Consider the following 19470-nt stretch of genomic DNA (forward strand, 5'->3'; position numbering starts at 1 on the left):
CTGCAGGGGGGACCCTGTGGGAGAGTAGGACGCCGCCGAACAAATTTTAGCCTCAACCCCCGGATTTATTCCGGGGGTTGAGGCATTTTTGCGTTGTGGTGGCGGGAGGGGCCCCGTGCGGGGGAGGGGGTGGCTGAGGGTAAGGTCGGGGGGCAATGTCGGCACCAGCCCAGCAGGAGGCCCCCGGGTGGAGGTCCAGGAGACTCGCGTTCAGACGGACCGGGTCCTCACCATCCCCAACATTCTCAGCATGGCGCGCCTCGCTGGCGTGCCGCTGTTTCTGTGGCTGATTCTCCGTCCGGAGTTCGGCGGGCCCAACAGTGACGGGTGGGCGCTGCTCGTCCTGATGCTCAGTGGTGTCAGCGACTATCTCGACGGCAAGCTCGCGCGGCGCTGGAACCAGATCAGCAACCTCGGCCGGCTGCTCGATCCCGCCGCCGACCGGCTGTACATCCTGTCCACGCTGGTGGGTCTTACCTGGCGGGAGATCCTTCCGCTTTGGCTTACGGCCGCCCTTCTGGCGCGTGAGGCCATGCTGCTCGTGATGGTGGGAATCCTCCGCCGGCACGGGTACCCGCCGCCGCAGGTGAACTTCCTCGGGAAAGCTGCGACTTTCAACTTGATGTATGCCTTCCCGTTGCTGCTTCTCAGTGACGGAACGAGCTGGCTTTCGTCACTCGCTGAAGTTTTCGGGTGGGCCTTCGCCGGATGGGGTACAACTCTGTATTGGTGGGCAGGGATCCTCTACGTGGTCCAGGTCCGTCGACTCGTGAAGACGGATACAACGGCCGATTGAGCCCGTCCGTCCTGTGTCGAGCAGCGTCGCCGGCAACAACGAGGACAGCCGAGGGCTACTAGCGGACAGGTGAAGTCGGCAGGACCGTCGTCTCTTCAAGGAGGACGCTTCCGACATGAAGGCCGTCGTGATGGCCGGTGGCGAAGGCACACGCCTTCGCCCGATGACCTCGAGCATGCCCAAGCCTCTGTTGCCGGTGGTGAACCGGCCGATCATGGAGCACGTCCTACGACTGCTCAAGAGGCACGGTCTCAATGAGACCGTCGTCACCGTGCAGTTTCTCGCCTCGCTCGTCAGGAACTACTTCGGCGACGGCGAGGAGCTCGGCATGGAGCTCACGTATGCCAATGAGGAGAAGCCACTCGGTACAGCGGGAAGTGTGAAGAACGCCGAGGAAGCGTTGAAGGACGACGCTTTCCTCGTCATCTCGGGTGACGCGCTCACCGACTTCGACCTCACGGACCTGATCTCCTTCCACAAGGAGAAGGGCGCCCTCGTCACGGTCTGTCTGACCAGGGTTCCGAATCCGCTGGAATTCGGGATCACGATCGTCGACGAAGAGGGAAAGGTCGAGCGTTTCCTGGAGAAGCCCACCTGGGGCCAGGTCTTCTCGGACACGGTGAACACGGGCATCTACGTGATGGAGCCCGAGGTCTTCGACTATGTCGAGGCGGACGTTCCGGTGGACTGGTCGGGTGATGTGTTCCCGCGGCTCATGAAGGACGGCAAGCCGATCTACGGCTATGTCGCCGAGGGCTACTGGGAGGACGTCGGCACCCATGAGAGCTATGTGAAGGCTCAGGCGGACGTCCTGGAGGGCAAGGTCCAGGTCGACATCGACGGCTTCGAGATCTCGCCCGGGGTCTGGGTCGCCGAGGGCGCCGAGGTGCACCCCGACGCGGTGCTGCGCGGGCCGCTGTACATCGGTGACTACGCCAAGGTCGAGGCCGGCGCGGAGATCCGCGAGCACACGGTCATCGGGTCGAACGTCGTCGTCAAGAGCGGTGCCTTCCTGCACAAGGCCGTCGTCCACGACAACGTGTACATCGGCCAGCAGAGCAATCTGCGCGGCTGTGTGATCGGGAAGAACACCGACATCATGCGGGCCGCCCGGATCGAGGACGGGGCCGTCATCGGGGACGAGTGCCTGATCGGTGAGGAATCGATCGTGCAGGGCAACGTCCGGGTGTATCCGTTCAAGACGATCGAGGCCGGTGCCTTCGTCAACACCTCGGTCATCTGGGAGTCCCGGGGGCAGGCGCATCTCTTCGGGGCGCGGGGTGTCTCCGGCATTCTGAACGTGGAGATCACGCCCGAGCTGGCCGTGCGGCTGGCGGGGGCGTACGCGACGACCCTGAAGAAGGGCGCGACGGTCACCACCGCGCGCGACCACTCACGGGGTGCGCGGGCGCTGAAGCGGGCGGTGATCTCGGCGCTGCAGGCCAGCGCCATCGACGTACGGGATCTGGAGAACGTGCCGCTGCCGGTGGCGCGGCAGCAGACCGCGCGGGGAAGCGCCGGCGGGATCATGGTGCGGACCTCGCCCGGGGTGCCGGACTCCGTGGACATCATGTTCTTCGACGAGCGGGGTGCGGACCTCTCGCAGGGCGGGCAGCGGAAGCTCGACCGGGTGTTCGCACGTCAGGAGTACCGGCGGGCGTTCCCCGGGGAGATCGGTGACCTGTCCTTCCCGGCGAGCGTGTTCGACTCGTACACCGGCTCGCTGCTGCGGAACGTCGACACCTCCGGGATCGCGGAGGCGGGGCTGAAGGTCGTCGTGGACGCCTCCAACGGCAGTGCCGGGCTCGTGCTGCCCAGCCTGCTCGGGCGGCTCCAGGTCGACTCGCTGACGATCAACCCGGGGCTCGACGAGTCCAGGCCCACCGAGTCGGCGGAGAGCCGGCGGGCCGGGCTCGTACGGCTGGGGGAGATCGTCGCTTCGGCGCGGGCGGCGTTCGGGGTGCGGTTCGACCCGGTCGGCGAGCGGCTCTCGCTCGTGGACGAGCGGGGGCGGATCATCGAGGACGACCGCGCGCTCCTGGTGATGCTGGACCTGGTGGCGGCCGAGCGGCGCTCGGGAAGGGTGGCGCTGCCGGTGACGACCACCCGCATCGCGGAGCAGGTCGCCGCGTACCACGGCACCCAGGTGGAGTGGACGACGACGTCGCCGGACGACCTCACGAGGGTCGGCCGTGAGGAGTCGACGATCTTCGGTGGTGACGGGCGCGGCGGGTTCATCGTGCCCGAGTTCAGCAGCGTCTTCGACGGGGCCGCGGCCTTCGTGCGGCTGATCGGCCTGGTGGCGCGGACCCAGCTCACCCTGAGCCAGATCGACGCGCGGATTCCCAGGGCACACGTCCTCAAGAAGGACATCGCGACCCCGTGGGCCGTCAAGGGCCTGGTGATGCGCCGGGTGGTGGAGGCGGCGGGCAGCCGTTCCGTGGACACCACCGACGGGGTGAGGGTGGTCGAGGCGGACGGGCGCTGGGTGATGGTGCTGCCCGACCCGGCCGAGGCCGTCACCCATCTCTGGGCGGAGGGGCCCGACGACGCCTCCGCTCAGGCGCTGCTCGACGAGTGGGCCGAGGTGGTCGACAGCGCAGGTCGCTGACGGATCGGAGCGTTCGGCCGGGAGGTGCCCGTGGGGTGCCTCCCGGCCTCGTACGGGGGGCATTCGGCGGTAGGCCGTGCGACGTGCGACGATGTGCGGCATGTCGCAGCAGCCCCCCGTTCGGAGCACCGGATCACCACCGCCGCGCCCGGACGCGTCGATGTCGCTGCTGAACAACGTGATAGACCACGCGCTCGACGACGGCTACGCGGAGGCCACGGCCCGGCGCGCGGCCGAGGGCGGTGGTCTGCCCCGAAGCCTGCGGGCCAAGCTCGGCGTCGCCGCGGGGCTGGTGCTCGCGGCCGCCGTGGTGACGGTGGGCGCCGCCGAGGCGCGGATCTCCGCCCCGGTGGTCGCCAAGGAGCGGCAGGAGCTGATCGACCGGATCGAGGCGGAGACCTCGGCGGCGGACGGTCTCGAACGGGACGTCGAGCGGATCAGGACCGAGGTCGGGAACCGCCAGCGGCAGGCGTTGCAGCAGCACGGCGGCGACCAGGCCGAGCTCGTGGCGCTGCTCTCGGGGGCGACGCCGGTGCACGGGCCCGGCGTGAAGCTCGTGATCGACGACGCCAAGGGCACCGACACCGGTGGCGGCGGACCGCGGGAGAGCAGCGGCTTCTCGGACACGGGCCGGGTGCGTGACCGGGACATGCAGCGCGTGATCAACGGGCTGTGGGAGTCGGGCGCCGAGGCCGTCGCGATCAACGGTCAGCGGCTGACCTCGTTGTCCGCGATCAGGGCGGCCGGTGACGCCATACTGGTCGACAACCGGCCGCTGGTGCCGCCGTACACCGTCCTCGCGATCGGGGACGGGCAGCGGCTGAGCACAGCGTTCCAGGACAGCGCCGACGGGCAGTATCTGCACGCGCTGGTGGAGAACTTCGGGATCAGGAGCGGCATCTCGGCCGAGGGCGACGTGAGCCTGCCGGCCGCGCCGAGTCTGACCGTACGTACCGCAGAGCCGAGGGGGGCCGGGGCGGCGACGCCGTCCGGTCGGGCCACGGCAGACACAGGGAAGGGCACATCGTGATCGCCGTACTGGGCCTGATCGTCGGAGTCGTGGTCGGACTGTTGGTCCGTCCCGAGGTTCCGGCGGTGGTCGAGCCCTATCTTCCGATCGCCGTGGTCGCCGCCCTCGACGCGGTGTTCGGTGGTCTCCGGGCCATGCTCGACGGGATCTTCGTCGACAAGGTCTTCGTGGTGTCGTTCCTGTCGAACGTCGTGGTGGCGGCGCTGATCGTCTTCCTCGGCGACAAGCTGGGCGTGGGCGCGCAGCTGTCGACCGGTGTGGTCGTCGTGCTCGGCATCCGGATCTTCTCCAACGCGGCCGCGATCCGCCGCCATGTCTTCCGGGCGTGAGGCCGATGAGCGAGAACCCCCAGAACCCGCAGAACCCGCAGAACCCCCAGAACTCCGAGGACTCCCGGAACCCCGAGAGCTCCCAGGACCCGCGGAAGCCCGAGGGGCGCGGGGACGCCGGTGGCGTCGAGAGCCCGCGCGCGGCCGAGGCCGCTGGGGCGCCGGAGGTGCCGGTGGTCCCGGTGGCGTCTGAGGGCGCTGTCGGTGGTGACGCGCTGGGCCAGGACGTCCCGGCGCCCGGGCCGGGCGCGGTGGCCGGGGACGAGTCGAACGGGCGGCGGAGGCTGGCGTCCGCGCTGTGGCCGCCGCGGGTGACGCGGGCCCAACTCATCGTGGCGCTGCTGTTGTTCGTGCTCGGGCTGGGCCTGGCGATCCAGGTCTCGTCGACGAGCGAGAACAGTGCGCTGCGCGGGGCGCGCCAGGAGGACCTGGTGCGGATCCTCGACGAGCTCGACGACCGGACGCAGCGCCTGGAGGACGAGCAGGCCCGGCTCGAGAAGCAGCGCTCCGAGCTGGAGTCCAGCTCGGACCAGGCCGAGGAGGCCCGTAAGCAGACCCAGGAGAAGGAGCAGCAGCTCGGCATCCTGGCCGGCACGGTGGCGGCCCAGGGGCCCGGCATCACGCTGACCGTCGGCGATCCCACCGGTGCCGTCGAGTCGGACATGCTGCTCGACGCGATCCAGGAGCTGCGTGCCGCGGGCGCGGAGGCGATCCAGGTCAACGGTGTGCGGGTGGTCGCGGACAGTTATTTCACCGGCAGCGGTGAAGACATGCGGATCGATGGAACGAAGGTGGCCGCTCCGTACGTCTTCAAGGTCATCGGCAAGCCGGAGGATCTCGAGCCCGCGCTCAACATTCCCGGCGGTGTCGTGCAGACCCTCGAGAAGGAGCAGGCCACGGCCCGGGTGGAGCGGTCGGCGAAGATCGTCGTCGACGCCTTGCGACCCGCGAAGCGGCCTGACTACGCTCGGTCGTCCTCGCAGTGAGCGGGGACGAGGGGGTCCCGCGACAAGGGCATGACGTTGCGGGGGGTCGGCGCACCACAACGGTGGTGCGTGGTGGAAACTGTCCGGAGGATACGGACGTTGTGAAGGTGTCCGGGTCGGCAGGTGTGATGGATCTCGGTTCGTCCTGCCCCACGGGCGGGTCTGTTTCGGTCAAGGGGAATCGCCCGTGAGTTTTTTTGCGAAGTTGTTCGGCAAGAGCGGACGCGAGGACGGCGGTAACGCCAAGCACCGCGCGTCGCGCCACGCCCAGAGCGAGGAGCAGGGTGCCGAGCGCCCGCTCTTCCGCGATGAGGTCGGCGGCCAGGGCGGTGACATTCCGGGCACTCAGGGCGCGTCGTCTGTTGACCCCGCCGGTGCCGCCCGCATAGGTTTCGGAGAACCATCAACCTCAAGTACGGGTGGAGGGTTTGCCCCCGATCCGTACGCGACCCAGACCTCCGCGGGGCTGCCGCGGCAGGAGGACGCGTCCATGCCGGTGTGTACGAGGTGCGGTCACCGCAACACGGCCGACAGCCGCTTCTGCTCCCACTGCGGCACGCCGCTGCGGGGCGGGGTCGCCGCCGAGCGCGCGTCGGAGACGACGTCGACCATCTCCATCTCGGGCCTTGAGGCGTACGACGCCGAGGTCACCGGCCAGACGCAGCTGCCGTCGCTCTCTCCCGAGGCGCTGGCGGCCGTGGAGGCGCTGCCGTCGGGTTCCGCGCTCCTCGTGGTGCGCCGGGGTCCGAACTCGGGCAGCCGGTTCCTGCTCGACGGCGAGCTGACCACGGCCGGCCGCCACCCGCAGAGCGACATCTTCCTGGACGACTTCACCGTCTCCAGGCGGCACGTCGAGTTCCGGCGGGCGCAGGACGGCAGCTTCACCGTCTCCGATGTCGGCAGCCTCAACGGCACGTACGTGAACCGTGAACCGATCGACTCGGTCGTTCTGTCCAACGGCGACGAGGTGCAGATCGGCAAGTACCGGCTGGTCTTCTACTCGAGCCAGCGAGGCGTGTGACGCCTCGGAGAAGCCTTCAGGGAAGGTCCATGCTGCGAACACCGACGGGCGGTGCCGGATCCGGCACCGCCACCGCGGGCGACCGGCTGGTCAGCATCGGTACGGTGCTGAACCAGCTGCGCGACGAATTTCCCGAAGTGACGATCTCCAAGATCCGGTTCCTGGAGGCCGAGGGGCTGGTCGAGCCCCGGCGTACGGCCTCCGGATACCGGAAGTTCAGCCCGCAGGACGTGGAGCGGCTCGCCCAGATCCTGCGGATGCAGCGTGACCACTATCTTCCGCTGAAGGTCATCCGCGAGCATCTCGACGCCCTCGCCCGCGGGGAGCAGATCAGGCTTCCGGCGCCCGGGCGCCGGCGGGACCTCCTGGAGGGGGCCTGGGAGCAGGACGCGGAGGCGCCGACCGCCGCGCGGATCGGGCGGGCCGAGCTGCTCGCCGCCGCCGAGGTGACCGAGGCCGAGCTCGCCGAGTGGGAGTCGTACGGTCTGATCGCCGAGACAGAGGGCGGAGGCTACGACGCCGAGAGCGTGACGGTCGCCAGACTCGTAGCGGATCTGGGGAGATTCGGTCTGGAACCGCGCCACCTGCGGGCCGTGAAAGCGGCCGCGGACCGGGAGGCCGGGCTGATCGAGCAGGTGGTCGCACCGCTGCGCCGGCACCGGAATCCGCAGACCAGGGCCCATGCGGAGGCCACCGCGCAGGAGCTGGCGGCGCAGTCCGTACGGCTGCACGCGGCGCTCGTCCAGACGGCCCTGGGCATCCGGCTGCAGTGAGCCCCGAGGGGCCCGACTATCCAAACCGGTCGGGCACGTCCTAGGGTTGCTGTGTGAACGAGCTCGACGTTGTGGGTGTCCGGGTGGAAATGCCCTCCAACCAGCCGATCGTGCTCCTGCGTGAAGTGGGAGGCGATCGGTATCTCCCCATCTGGATCGGACCGGGGGAGGCGACCGCGATCGCCTTCGCCCAGCAGGGGATGGCGCCGCCGCGGCCGCTGACGCACGACCTGTTCAAGGACGTGCTGGAGGCCGTGGGCCAGGAGCTCACCCAAGTCCGCATCACGGATCTGCGTGACGGGGTCTTCTACGCCGAGCTGGTCTTCGCCAGCGGCGTCGAGGTGAGCGCGCGGCCGTCCGACGCGATAGCGCTGGCCCTGCGGACCGGGACGCCGATCTTCGGCAGTGACGGTGTGCTGGACGACGCCGGCATCGCGATTCCGGACGAGCAGGAGGACGAGGTGGAGAAGTTCCGCGAGTTCCTCGACCAGATCTCACCGGAGGACTTCGGGACCAACAGCCAGTGAGGCGCGAAGCCGCGGCCGGAGGCCGTTCGCGGGGTGCCGTCGGAGTAAACGAGTAGCCTTTCCCCGGGGAGAGATCAGGGAAACCACTCTCAGGGTGATTATCACTCGGCGTGCCGAGTGTGGCGATCGTTGACGCACCCCTGGTGACTGCCTACCTTCGTGTGGGCAGGTCAAGGACGGAGGGTCGGCGTGATGAGCAGCGCGGACGGTACGGCAGGTAGCTCGCTCGGACGTGTGTCCGGGGAGAGCGGTCCGTATCCGCTTCACGGCAGTGTGGGCGACTTCGGGACGGACGCGAGTGCCGGCACGGCGGACGAGGCCGTCGGCTATCGCGGACCGACGGCGTGTGCCGCCGCCGGGATCACCTATCGCCAGCTGGACTACTGGGCGCGCACCGGGCTCGTGGAGCCGAGTGTGCGGCCCGCGTACGGGTCGGGGACGCAGCGGCTCTACAGCTTCCGCGACGTCGTCGTGCTGAAGATCGTCAAGCGTTTCCTCGACACCGGGGTGGCGCTGCAGAACATCCGGGCCGCCGTGCAGCACCTGCGGGCCCGGGGTTTTCGCGATCTGGAGCGGATGACGCTCATGAGCGATGGCGCCACGGTCTACGAGTGCTCCTCGCCGGACGAGGTCGTCGACCTGCTCCAGGGCGGGCAGGGCGTCTTCGGGATCGCCGTCGGGGTCGTGTGGCGGGACGTCGAGGCAGCGCTCTCGCAGCTGCACGGGGAGCGCGTCGACACGGGCGAGACGCTGGTCGGACACAACCCGGGTGACGAGCTGGCCAGGCGCCGGCGCGACAAGGCCGTCTGAGCCGGCCCCTTTCGCGGCCCCGCGGATCGATTCGTACGAAGCCGGAACTTCAGCGGCCCCGCCGATCGTGTGCGGGGCCGTTGTCAGTGGCGTAGGGCAGCATCGGAACCGTGAGAGCCGCGCCGACGATCCTGCATCTCGACATGGATGCGTTCTTCGCCGCCGCCGAGCAGGCGGCGAAGCCGAGCCTGCGCGGAAAGCCGGTGGTGGTCGGCGGTCTGGGGCCGCGGGGTGTGGTCGCGACGGCCTCGTACGAGGCGCGGCGGTTCGGGGTGCATTCGGCGATGCCGATGGGGCAGGCGCGCAGACTGGCGCCGAACGCCGCCTATCTCGTGCCGCGGTTCGCCTTCTACCGGTCGATCAGCGAGCAGGTGATGGAGCTGCTCGGCAGACTCTCGCCGCTCGTGGAGCCGCTCAGCCTGGACGAGGCCTTCGTCGATCTGGAGGCCGGGGGTGTGGCCGACGACAGCGCGAGCGCGCGGGCCGTGGGGGAGCGGCTGCGGGCCGACATCCTGGCGACGACGGGGCTGACGGGGTCCGTGGGGCTCGCGGGGTCGAAGATGATCGCGAAGATCGCCTCCGAGGAGGCGAAGCCGAACGGTCTCGTGCTCATCGAGCCGGGCACCGAGCGGGAGCTGCTCGGGCCCAGGTCCGTGCGGATTCTTCCCGGGGTCGGGCCCGCCACCGGGGAGCACCTGCGGAGGGCCGGCATGACCACCGTGTCCGACCTCGCGGAGGCGGGCGAGGACGAGCTCGTACGGCTCCTGGGGCGGGCGCACGGGACCTCGCTGTACCGGATGGCCCGGGGGTACGACGACCGGCCGGTGGTCGCCGAGCGGGACGCGAAGTCCGTGTCGGTCGAGGACACCTTCGACGTGGACCTGCACGACCGGGTGCGGATCAGGGGCGAGGCGGACCGGCTCGCCGACCGGTGTGTGGGGCGGCTGAGGGCCTCGGGGCACTCGGGGCGGACCATCGTCCTGAAGGTGCGGCGGTACGACTTCTCGACGCTGACGCGGTCCGAGACGCTGCGGGGGCCGACGGACGATCCCACGGTGGTCAGGGAGGCCGTGGGGCGGCTCCTCGAGGCCGTGGACACCACCGGGGGCGTACGGCTCCTGGGGGTCGGGGTGAGCGGGCTCGCGGACTACACGCAGGAGGACCTGTTCGCGCAGGCGAGTGCGAGTGCGAGTGCGAGTGCGGAGGCGGGCGCGGGTCCGGGTCAGGGTCCAGGTGCGGAAGCGGGGGTGGGGGAAGGTGCGGAAGGCGCCGCCGCGGCCGTTGAGGGCCCCGTGGGCGGCCTGGAGGACGCGGAGGGGGCAGGAGTGGCGGGAGAGGCTGCCGGGCCCGTGGAGCGGCACTGGGCGCCCGGGCGTGATGTGCGGCATGCGGTGTACGGGGCCGGGTGGGTGCAAGGCAGCGGGCTCGGGCGGGTCACCGTGCGGTTCGAGGAGCCGAGGTCGGCCGTACCGGGGCGGGTCCGGACCTTCGCGGTGGACGATCCGGAGCTGGTGGAGGGGGAGCCGTTGCCCCTGGTGGGGTGAGACGGCCGCGACTGTGCCCCACCCGCGCCGGCCGGCGGTCGTGCGGGTGGGTGGGGGTGCGCCCCGCGGAGGTCGGCCGGGGCGGGGCGCCGGGGGTCAGGGGCCGGCGAGGCGCCCGAAGTCGGTGTCGGGGTAGTCGCTGGGGGGCGGGGGGAGGGTGAGGCTGTAGTGGCGGTAGAGCTGGAGCTCCTGCTCGGGGGAGAGGTGGCGGCCGACGCCGAAGTCGGGGGCGTCCTTGATGAGCGCCCGTTCGAAGGGGATGTGGAGGCCGTCCGCGAGGAGATCGCTGGGTTCCAGGGGGACGAAGGCGTCCCGGCTGAAGAGGCCGGTGCGGACGGCGGCCCATTCGGGGATGCCGGTCGCGTCGTCGAGGTACACCTCGTCCACGGTGCCTATCTTGTGTCCGTTGCGGTCGAACGCCTTGCGGCCGATCAGGCTGCGCGGATCGATGTCGGTCTGCACGGTCCCTCCAACTGGTCGCAACTGCTCTACACCCCTACCAAAGTGCACAACTGGGATGTCGGCCACTTGAGCGATGGGAGGGACAACCGCGCTGGTAGGCTGGCTGTGGCTGTCGACCCTGTGCGGGAGAGTCCCCCGGAGAAACCTTCCGGTGGGCGCCGAAGGAGCAAATCCTCCCCGGAATCTCTCAGGCCCCTGTACCGCGCGGACGAGGTCACTCTGGAAAGCAGAGCGGTGTCCGACGGCACTCGCTCTCACCGACGGTGAAAGCCGGCGTGCCGCGAGGCGTGCCGGTGAAACTCTCAGGTTGAGATGACAGAGGGGGAGGCCGTCCGGGTACCCGCGCCGTGGTGCCCCTCGCAGGTCGTGACGACCAGGAGGCCTCCGTACATGACCGCCAACCGCATTCCGCTCTCCGAGCTCGAGCAGGGCATCCCGTTCGAGCAGCGGCACATCGGACCCGACGCCGAGGCGCGGGCCAAGATGCTCGCCCAGGTCGGTTACGGCTCGCTCGACGAGCTCACCGCCGCCGCGGTGCCGGACGTGATCAAGAACGCCGAGGCGCTGGGCCTGCCGGCCGCGCGCACCGAGGCAGAGGTCCTCGCCGAGCTGCGTACGCTCGCCGACCGCAACCAGGTCCTGGCCCCGATGATCGGACTCGGCTACTACGGCACCTTCACGCCGCCGGTCATCCTGCGCAACGTCATGGAGAACCCGGCCTGGTACACGGCGTACACGCCCTACCAGCCGGAGATCTCCCAGGGCCGCCTCGAAGCCCTGCTGAACTTCCAGACCATGGTCGCCGACCTGACCGGTCTGCCCACCTCGGGCGCCTCCCTCCTGGACGAGGGCACCGCCGCCGCCGAGGCCATGGCGCTGTCCCGCCGTGTCGGCAAGGTCAAGAACGGCGTCTTCCTCATCGACGCCGACGCCCTGCCGCAGACGATCGCCGTCATCGAGACCCGCGCCGAGCCGACCGGTGTCGAGGTCGTCGTCGCCGACCTGAGCGAGGGCATCCCCGCCGAGGTCGCCGAGCGCGGTGTCTTCGGCGTGCTGCTCCAGTACCCCGGTGCCTCCGGCGCCGTCCGCGACATCAAGCCGCTGATCGACGCCGCCCACGAGCTCGGCGCGATCGTCACCGTCGCCGCCGACCTGCTCGCGCTGACGCTGCTGACCTCGCCCGGCGCGCTCGGCGCCGACATCGCGGTCGGCACCACCCAGCGCTTCGGTGTGCCGATGGGCTTCGGCGGTCCGCACGCCGGCTACATGGCCGTCCAGGACAAGCACGCCCGCTCCCTGCCCGGCCGCCTGGTGGGCGTGTCCGTCGACGCCGACGGCAACCGCGCCTACCGCCTGGCCCTGCAGACCCGCGAGCAGCACATCCGCCGCGAGAAGGCCACCAGCAACATCTGCACCGCCCAGGTGCTGCTCGCCGTCATGGCCGGCATGTACGCGGTCTACCACGGCCCGGACGGCCTGAAGCAGATCGCGCAGCGCACCCACCGGTACGCCGCCATCCTCGCCGCGGGTCTGACCGCCGGCGGCGTCGAGCTCACCCAGGGCGCCTTCTTCGACACCGTCACCGCCCGCGTCCCGGGCAAGGCCGACCAGGTCGTGGCCGCCGCCCGCGAGGCCGGCGTGAACCTCCACCGCGTCGACGCCGACCACGTGTCGATCTCCTGCGACGAGACCACCGGCCGCGCGCAGCTCGCCACGGTCTGGGGCGCCTTCGGCGTCACCGCCGACGTCGAGGCCCTCGACCTCTCCGTCGAGGACACCCTGCCGGCCGGGCTGCTGCGCTCCGACGCGTACCTGACCCACCCGGTCTTCCACGCGCACCGCTCCGAGACCTCGATGCTGCGCTACCTGCGCAAGCTCGCGGACCGCGACTACGCGCTGGACCGCGGCATGATCCCGCTCGGCTCCTGCACGATGAAGCTGAACGCGACGACCGAGATGGAGCCGGTGACCTGGCCCGAGTTCGGCCAGATCCACCCGTTCGCCCCGGTCGAGCAGGCGCAGGGCTACGTCACGCTCATCACCGAGCTGGAGGAGCGCCTCGCCGAGGTCACCGGCTACGACAAGGTGTCGATCCAGCCCAACGCCGGTTCGCAGGGCGAGCTGGCCGGCCTGCTCGCCGTCCGCGCCTACCACCGCGCCAACGGCGACCTGCAGCGCACGGTCTGTCTCATCCCGTCCTCCGCGCACGGCACCAACGCCGCCTCCGCGGTGATGGCCGGCATGAAGGTCGTCGTCGTCAAGACCGCCGACGACGGCGAGGTCGACGTCGCGGACCTGCGCGCCAAGATCGAGCAGTACCGCGACGAGCTGTCGGTGCTGATGATCACCTACCCGTCGACGCACGGCGTCTTCGAGGAGCACGTCGCCGACATCTGCGCCGAGGTCCACGAGGCCGGCGGCCAGGTCTACGTCGACGGCGCCAACCTCAACGCGCTGGTCGGTCTGGCCAAGCCGGGCAAGTTCGGCGGCGACGTCTCGCACCTGAACCTGCACAAGACCTTCTGCATCCCGCACGGCGGCGGTGGCCCCGGCGTCGGCCCGGTCGGCGTCCGCGCCCACCTCGCCCCGTACCTGCCGAACCACCCGCTCCAGCCCACCGCGGGCCCGGAGACCGGCGTCGGCCCGATCTCGGCCGCCCCGTGGGGCTCCGCGGGCATCCTGCCGATCTCGTGGTCGTACGTCCGCCTGATGGGCGGCGAGGGCCTCAAGCGCGCCACCCAGGTCGCCGTCCTCGCGGCGAACTACATCGCCAAGCGCCTGGAGCCGCACTTCCCGGTGCTCTACACCGGCCCGGCCGGTCTGGTCGCCCACGAGTGCATCGTGGACCTGCGTCCGCTCTCGAAGGAGACGGGCGTGACGGTCGACGACATCGCCAAGCGCCTCATCGACTACGGCTTCCACGCGCCGACGATGTCGTTCCCGGTGGCCGGCACGCTGATGATCGAGCCGACCGAGTCCGAGGACCTCACCGAGCTCGACCGCTTCTGCGACACGATGATCGCGATCCGCGCCGAGATCGAGAAGGTCGCCTCGGGCGTGTGGCCCGGCGACGACAACCCGCTGCACAACGCGCCGCACACCGCGGCCGCGCTGGGCGGCGAGTGGAACCACCCGTACACCCGTGACGAGGCGGTCTTCCCGGCCGGCGTCTCGGCCGCCGACAAGTACTGGCCGCCGGTGCGCCGCATCGACGGTGCCTTCGGTGACCGGAACCTGGTCTGCTCGTGCCCGCCCATGGACGAGTACGACCACTGAGCATGAGCCGAGGGCCGGTTCGGAGGATCTCCTCCGGGCCGGCCCTCGGTCTTTCCCTCGAAGGCCTTTCCCTCGAACGGTGGCGCCGCCCGCTCAGGCGGCGGTCGTCACCTGGCCCGCGGTGAGCGGCCGGTGCGGGGCGATGATCTGCCCGTCCGGCAGCAGTTCACCGGTGTCCTCGAAGAGCAGGACGCCGTTGCACAGCAGGCTCCAGCCCTGCTCCGGGTGGTGTGCCATCAGTCGGGCCGCCTCCCTGTCGGCGGAGTCGGCGGTCGGACAGGCAGGCTGGTGCTGGCACATGGGTGGGTTCTTTCGCTGCGTCGTAGTGGATGTCCTGCGGCTCTTCGCGCTCATCGCCGCCCCCGTCGGTCGGTTCGGTTCCGATCCCAGTCTTGCCCTACGGAAGGTCATCCGCAGGTATTTCGCGTCAGCTCGTCCTCTCCGGGGAAGACGCATCACCCGCAGGGGCGGTTCAGGTCAACTGCACCGTCTCTTCGGGTGGTTCGGGGTGGTCCGAGCGGGCTAGTCCGTACGGGAGGGGTGTTCGGGAGGTCCGTTCGGGCGCGTTGCTCGGACAGCAGTGCGCCCCGTGACCCGGCCGGGTCACGGGGCGGTGCGGCGCGTGCGGTGGATCAGGCGGGCGCCGCCGAGCCCAGAAGGGGCGGCGGCGCGAGGCGCGTACTCAGGACGGGCAGGAGGTCGGCCACCTGGTAGGGCCGGTGGGCCGCGATCCCGGGCGGCGCGGGGGCGAGCGGCACCATCAGGTCGGCGGCGGCCGGGGCGACGGCGGTGCCCTCGGGCTCCGGGTCCGCGTGCAGCCAGAGGGTCAGCATGTAGAGCTCCGGTACGGAGAGCAGCCGGGGTTCGTACGGGACGGGCAGCGCCTCGGCCTGGAGGAGGGCCCGTTCGGTCGCGGTGACGTACGGTCCCTCGAAGAAGTGCGAGAACGTCCAGCCGTCCGGTGTGAGCATGGTGTCCGCGGCGGCGATCGCCCGGTCCCCGTGCCGGATGAGGAAGCGCCAGCCGGCGAGCCGGGTGCGGGGCGCGATCCCCGGTGCTCCGGCGACGCCGAGGACGTGCACCGGCAGCGGGTGTTCGGGGCTCAGTGGTCCCTGTGCGGCCCGCAGGGCGGGCGTTCGCGCCTCGCGGACGGCGGTCGGCGAGCCGAGGGCCGCGAGGACACTGCGGAGGGCCGGCGCGGGGGCCGGAGAGGGTCGGAGCATGGTGGGTCGCCTCTCACTCAGGAGACACGGTGACGCGTGGGCAGGTACGACGGCGCTGTCGGCGGCGGGGCCAGAGAGGGGCCATGAGGCCATGGCCGGGCGCCAACACTCTGCCTCGTCCGCGGAGTTTATACGACACGTGTTCACACAGTGTTTCCGCTAGACGCCGCCGATATTCCTGACAAGGCGTCATCAAGCCGTATTCGGGGGGAGTTGAAGCGGAATCGTGATGAAGGCGCCGCCCTCACCTGCGTAAATCCCGTGGAGCCGGACGGCTGAATTCCGACCCCGGCTTCGCGGACAATAGGACATTGGTATATGTCGGCCGTTCCGTGCCTTCGGGATGTGCCGGTGGAGCTCTCCGTCAAGACTATCGTCCGACGGCTCACTTCCGCAGGCGTTGTGGATCAGAGGGTTGGGCATCATCGTCCGTGACACGCGGCCGCCATGCGCGGCCGCCCGCTCGGGGAGGGACGCTTCGATGGGGGAGAAGGTCGTGGCCGACGGGTTCGGCCCGTCCGACCGGCAGCACTACCGGAGAAAGCTCCAGCAGTGTCTCGCGGGACTCGCGAGGCTCCTGGCGGAGAAGAGGTTCGACCGGCCGCGCAATCTCATGGGCGTGGAGATCGAACTCAATCTCGCCGGTGCCGACGGGCTGCCCCGCATGCTGAACCAGCCCGTTCTCGAAAAGATCGCGAGCGCCGATTTCCAGACCGAACTCGGAATGTTCAACCTCGAAGTGAACATCGCCCCCCACCAGCTCGGCGGGCGCGTATTCGACCGCCTCGCGGAAGAGATCGGCACCGGGCTCGGATATGCCGACCGGAAGGCCGCCGAACTCGACGCGAGCGTCGTCATGATCGGCATACTGCCCACCCTCGCGCAGAGCGACCTCGTCCACGAGAACCTGTCGTCCGCCGACCGCTACACGCTCCTCAACGACCAGATCCTCGCCGCCCGAGGCGAGGACTTCACCCTCGACATCCACGGCGTCGAACGGCTGCTCTGCACCTCGGAGTCGATCGTCCCCGAGGCGGCCTGCACATCCGTCCAGCTCCACCTCCAGGTCACCCCCGCCCGCTTCGCCGCCGTGTGGAACGCGGCCCAGGCGGTCTCGGGCGTCCAGATCGCGCTCGGCGCCAACGCGCCCTTCGTCTTCGGCCGCGAACTGTGGCGCGAGTCCCGCCCGCCGCTCTTCCTCCAGGCCACCGACACCAGGCCGCCCGAGCTGCAGTCCCAGGGCGTACGGCCCCGCACCTGGTTCGGCGAGCGCTGGGTGGACTCCGTCTACGACCTCTTCGAGGAGAACGTCCGCTACTTCCCCTCGCTCCTGCCCATCTGCGACGAGGAGGACCCGCTCCTCGTCCTCGACGAGGGCGGAGTGCCGCGCCTCCAGGAACTCGTCCTCCACAACGGCACGATCTACCGCTGGAACCGCCCCGTGTACGGCTGGGTCGACGGCGTCCCGCACCTGCGCGTCGAGAACCGCGTCCTGCCCGCGGGCCCGACCGTCGCCGACGTGATCGCCAACGCGGCCTTCTACTACGGCCTCGTCCGCTCGCTCGCCGACGACCCACGGCCGGTCTGGAAGCGGATGACCTTCGAGGACGCCGAGGCCAACTTCGACGCGGCCTGCCGGCACGGCATCGAGGCCGAGCTCCGCTGGCCCCGGTCCGGCCGCGCGGGCGGCGTCGCGACCGTCCCCGCCGTACGGCTCGTCCTCGACGAACTGCTGCCGCTGGCGGCGGCGGGTCTCGACGCCTGGCACATCGAGCCGGCCGACCGCGACCACTACCTCGGGATCATCGAACAGCGCTGCCTGCGGCGGGTGAACGGCGCATCATGGCAGGCCGACACCTTCCATCAGGCCCTGGAATCGGGCCTCGACCGGGAGGCGGCGCTCGCGGCGACGACCCGGCGGTACCGGACGCTGATGCAGGAGGGGGAGCCGGTGCACACCTGGCCGGTGGGCATCGGCTGACGAGGAGAGGTGCTGCCCGCCCCGGGGCGGGCGGGCGGTGGGTCTCCTGCTCTCCGGCGGGTCATGGGTGATCATGTCAAGGTGGTCGAGTCCGGGCGGGGCCAACCGGTCCGGACGAGGCCGACGGATCGGCGTGCGCCCGCGACGGGGAAGTGGAGACAGGTGTGGTGTCGGAGCAATACGTGAGGGACGCTTCCCTGCCCCCGGACGGACTGCCGCGCAAGGTGCTGCGCTCCGAGACCCTGATCGTGCTGGCGCTCTCGCTCGGCGCGAGCGGGGTGTCGTCGCTCATCAGCTTCATCGGCTCGCTCACCAAGCCCGGCGCGCTGAAGGAGCAGGCGGCGACCCTCAACGGCTCGTACGCCCCCGGCCGGCCGTGGCTCGACCTGTCCTGGCAGCTCTTCGGCATCGCCACGGCCCTCGTGCCGGTCCTGCTCGTGGCCCACCTCCTCATGCGCGAAGGCGCCGGGCTCCGGGCCATCGGCTTCGACCGGACCCGCCCCTGGCCGGACCTCGGGCGCGGGACGCTCGTCGCGGCGGGCATCGGGAGCGCGGGCCTCGCCTTCTACCTGGCCGCGCGGGCGTCCGGCTTCAACCTCACCGTGGTGCCGGAGTCGCTGCCCGAGGTGTGGTGGAAGTACCCGGTCCTCATCCTCTCGGCGGTGCAGAACTCCGTCCTGGAAGAGGTCATCGTCGTCGGCTACCTGCTGCGCAGGCTCGGCCAGTTGGGGTGGACGCCGATGGCCGCCCTCGTCGCGAGTTCGGTGCTGCGCGGCTCGTACCACCTCTACCAGGGGATCGGCGGCTTCCTCGGCAACGTGGTGATGGGCGTGGTCTTCGTCCTGCTCTACCGCCGCTGGGGCCGGGTCGGACCGCTGGTGGTGGCGCACGCGCTGCTCGACATCGTGGCCTTCGTCGGGTACGGCCTTCTCGCCGGCAAGGTGGGGTGGCTGCCCACCGGCTGAGGTGCCTCGGCCGTTCTGGGGGGGGAGAGAGACGTGGGGCGTACGGACCGGGTCCGTACGCCCTTCGCCGTTCCCGGGTGTCAGGCGTGCAGTTCGCCGTCGATGACCGTCACGGCACGGCCGGTCAGCAGGGTGCGCTCGCCGCGCAGACGGGTGTGCACGAGGCCGGTGCGGGCGCCGCCCTGGAAGCCGGTGAGGTCCTCGCGGCCGAACCGGGCCGACCAGTACGGGGCGAGGGCCGTGTGGGCGCTTCCGGTCACCGGGTCCTCGTCGATGCCGACGGCGGGGAAGAAGCCGCGGGACACGAAGTCGTAGCCGCTGTCCGGGCGTTCGGCGGCGGCGGTCACGATGACGCCCCGCGAGGAGAGCGTCACCAGGGCCGCGAAGTCCGGGGTCAGGGAGCGGACGGTGGCCTCGTCGCGCAGCTCGACGACCAGGTCGCCGATGTGGGCCGCGGTGTCGTGGACCGCCACGATCTCGGCCCCCAGGGCCTTCGCCAGACCTTCGGGGGTGGGTACGGGGGTCAGGGACGAGGTCGGGAAGTCCATCGTGATCGTGCCGTCCGCCTCGGCCGTGGCGCCGAGGACGCCGGAGCGGGTCGCGAAACGGACGGTGCCGTCCGCCTTGCCGGTGGCGTTCAGGACGTGGGCGGTGGCGAGCGTGGCGTGGCCGCACATGTCGACCTCGGTGGTCGGCGTGAACCAGCGCAGGGCCCAGTCCACGTCCCCGCCGGCCGGCAGCGGGTGGGCGAAGGCCGTCTCGGAGAGGTTGACCTCCGCGGCGACCTTCTGGAGCCAGGCGTCGTCCGGGAAGGAGTCGAGGAGCAGGACCCCGGCGGGGTTGCCGGCGAACGGCCGGTCGGTGAAGGCGTCGACGATTCGGATGCGCATGCCACCGACCGTACAAGGGCCGTGAAGCCCCGGACCAAGGCCAATCGCCGAGAACTGGACCCTCGATGCCGGGCGTCCTCCGGGTGGGGCGTGACCACGCCCACGGTCTTGTGCCGGGCTTCCGGCGCACGGTCACTGGGGGGCTTCGATGATGTTCGGTTATTCGGACGAGTGGTGGGCGCTGCTGTTCGTCCCGGTGATGCTCTGGGTTCCGTTCGGGCCTTTCATCATGTGCGGCATGGGCGT

17 protein-coding genes and 1 riboswitch are annotated in these 19470 nt (G+C 70.5%); of the genes, 13 read left to right on the forward strand and 4 right to left on the reverse strand.

Going from position 1 to position 19470, the window contains the following annotated elements; translation table 11 throughout:
• Positions 1-187: 187 nt before the first annotated feature.
• The 10 genes from ACZ7G1_RS34755 to ACZ7G1_RS34800 all read left to right on the forward strand — a co-directional run bounded on the left by ACZ7G1_RS34755 (position 188) and on the right by ACZ7G1_RS34800 (position 10427).
• Positions 188-796: a CDP-alcohol phosphatidyltransferase family protein gene (locus ACZ7G1_RS34755; RefSeq protein WP_470879146.1), complete on the forward strand. Its 609-nt coding sequence runs from the start codon at positions 188-190 to the stop codon at positions 794-796.
• Positions 797-911: 115 nt separating this feature from the next.
• Positions 912-3407: a sugar phosphate nucleotidyltransferase gene (locus ACZ7G1_RS34760; RefSeq protein ID WP_470879144.1), complete on the forward strand. Its 2496-nt coding sequence runs from the start codon at positions 912-914 to the stop codon at positions 3405-3407.
• Between the two features lie 100 nt (positions 3408-3507).
• A complete protein-coding gene (locus ACZ7G1_RS34765; RefSeq protein WP_470879142.1) occupies positions 3508-4437 on the forward strand; it encodes a DUF881 domain-containing protein in 930 nt (309 codons plus the stop codon).
• Positions 4434-4766 (forward strand): small basic family protein, encoded by a 333-nt coding sequence (locus ACZ7G1_RS34770; protein ID WP_015032176.1) that lies wholly within the window; start codon positions 4434-4436, stop codon positions 4764-4766. The genes ACZ7G1_RS34765 and ACZ7G1_RS34770 overlap by 4 nt, the downstream gene beginning before the upstream one ends.
• On the forward strand, positions 4763-5752 hold the full coding sequence (locus tag ACZ7G1_RS34775) for a DUF881 domain-containing protein (RefSeq protein WP_470879140.1): 990 nt from the start codon (positions 4763-4765) through the stop codon (positions 5750-5752). The genes ACZ7G1_RS34770 and ACZ7G1_RS34775 overlap by 4 nt, the downstream gene beginning before the upstream one ends.
• Before the next feature lie 79 nt (positions 5753-5831).
• Positions 5832-6773 carry an FHA domain-containing protein gene (locus tag ACZ7G1_RS34780; RefSeq protein WP_470879151.1) on the forward strand — a complete coding sequence of 314 codons (942 nt, stop codon included), beginning with the start codon at positions 5832-5834 and terminating at the stop codon, positions 6771-6773.
• A gap of 29 nt (positions 6774-6802) precedes the next feature.
• The gene (gene ftsR, locus ACZ7G1_RS34785; RefSeq protein ID WP_470879139.1) at positions 6803-7546 is read left to right on the forward strand and encodes a transcriptional regulator FtsR; all 744 of its coding nucleotides are present in this window, start codon (positions 6803-6805) and stop codon (positions 7544-7546) included.
• 53 nt (positions 7547-7599) lie between these two features.
• A complete protein-coding gene (locus tag ACZ7G1_RS34790; protein ID WP_367827877.1) occupies positions 7600-8073 on the forward strand; it encodes a bifunctional nuclease family protein in 474 nt (157 codons plus the stop codon).
• 192 nt (positions 8074-8265) lie between these two features.
• On the forward strand, positions 8266-8883 hold the full coding sequence (locus ACZ7G1_RS34795) for a MerR family transcriptional regulator (protein WP_470879137.1): 618 nt from the start codon (positions 8266-8268) through the stop codon (positions 8881-8883).
• 110 nt (positions 8884-8993) lie between these two features.
• A complete protein-coding gene (locus ACZ7G1_RS34800; RefSeq protein ID WP_470879135.1) occupies positions 8994-10427 on the forward strand; it encodes a DNA polymerase IV in 1434 nt (477 codons plus the stop codon).
• Between the two features lie 96 nt (positions 10428-10523).
• Here the strand turns inward: ACZ7G1_RS34800 and ACZ7G1_RS34805 are convergent, their stop codons facing one another.
• The gene (locus ACZ7G1_RS34805; protein WP_470879134.1) at positions 10524-10889 is read right to left on the reverse strand and encodes a PRC-barrel domain-containing protein; all 366 of its coding nucleotides are present in this window, start codon (positions 10887-10889) and stop codon (positions 10524-10526) included.
• A gap of 113 nt (positions 10890-11002) precedes the next feature.
• A riboswitch (glycine riboswitch) is annotated at positions 11003-11102 on the forward strand.
• Between the two features lie 177 nt (positions 11103-11279).
• Here ACZ7G1_RS34805 and gcvP point away from each other — a divergent pair.
• Positions 11280-14165 (forward strand): aminomethyl-transferring glycine dehydrogenase, encoded by a 2886-nt coding sequence (gcvP, locus tag ACZ7G1_RS34810; RefSeq protein WP_470879133.1) that lies wholly within the window; start codon positions 11280-11282, stop codon positions 14163-14165.
• Between the two features lie 93 nt (positions 14166-14258).
• On the opposite strand, the gene ACZ7G1_RS34815 is transcribed toward gcvP, so the two are convergent.
• Positions 14259-14465 (reverse strand): DUF5999 family protein, encoded by a 207-nt coding sequence (locus tag ACZ7G1_RS34815; RefSeq protein ID WP_017238438.1) that lies wholly within the window; start codon positions 14463-14465, stop codon positions 14259-14261.
• A gap of 332 nt (positions 14466-14797) precedes the next feature.
• Positions 14798-15388, reverse strand: coding sequence for a hypothetical protein (locus tag ACZ7G1_RS34820; RefSeq protein WP_470879131.1), 591 nt, complete (start codon positions 15386-15388; stop codon positions 14798-14800).
• 481 nt (positions 15389-15869) lie between these two features.
• Here ACZ7G1_RS34820 and ACZ7G1_RS34825 point away from each other — a divergent pair, with 481 nt between their 5' ends.
• Entirely contained in the window at positions 15870-17369 is a 1500-nt protein-coding gene (locus tag ACZ7G1_RS34825; RefSeq protein ID WP_470879130.1) for a glutamate-cysteine ligase family protein, read from the forward strand.
• A gap of 182 nt (positions 17370-17551) precedes the next feature.
• Complete coding sequence (locus ACZ7G1_RS34830) at positions 17552-18334, forward strand: CPBP family intramembrane glutamic endopeptidase (RefSeq protein ID WP_470879128.1); 783 nt, start codon at positions 17552-17554, stop codon at positions 18332-18334.
• An 80-nt stretch (positions 18335-18414) separates the two neighbouring features.
• On the opposite strand, the gene ACZ7G1_RS34835 is transcribed toward ACZ7G1_RS34830, so the two are convergent.
• Positions 18415-19224, reverse strand: coding sequence for a PhzF family phenazine biosynthesis protein (locus ACZ7G1_RS34835; protein ID WP_470879127.1), 810 nt, complete (start codon positions 19222-19224; stop codon positions 18415-18417).
• Positions 19225-19470: the final 246 nt, after the last annotated feature.

The sequence above is a fragment of the Streptomyces sp. NPDC037273 genome (assembly GCF_055603625.1).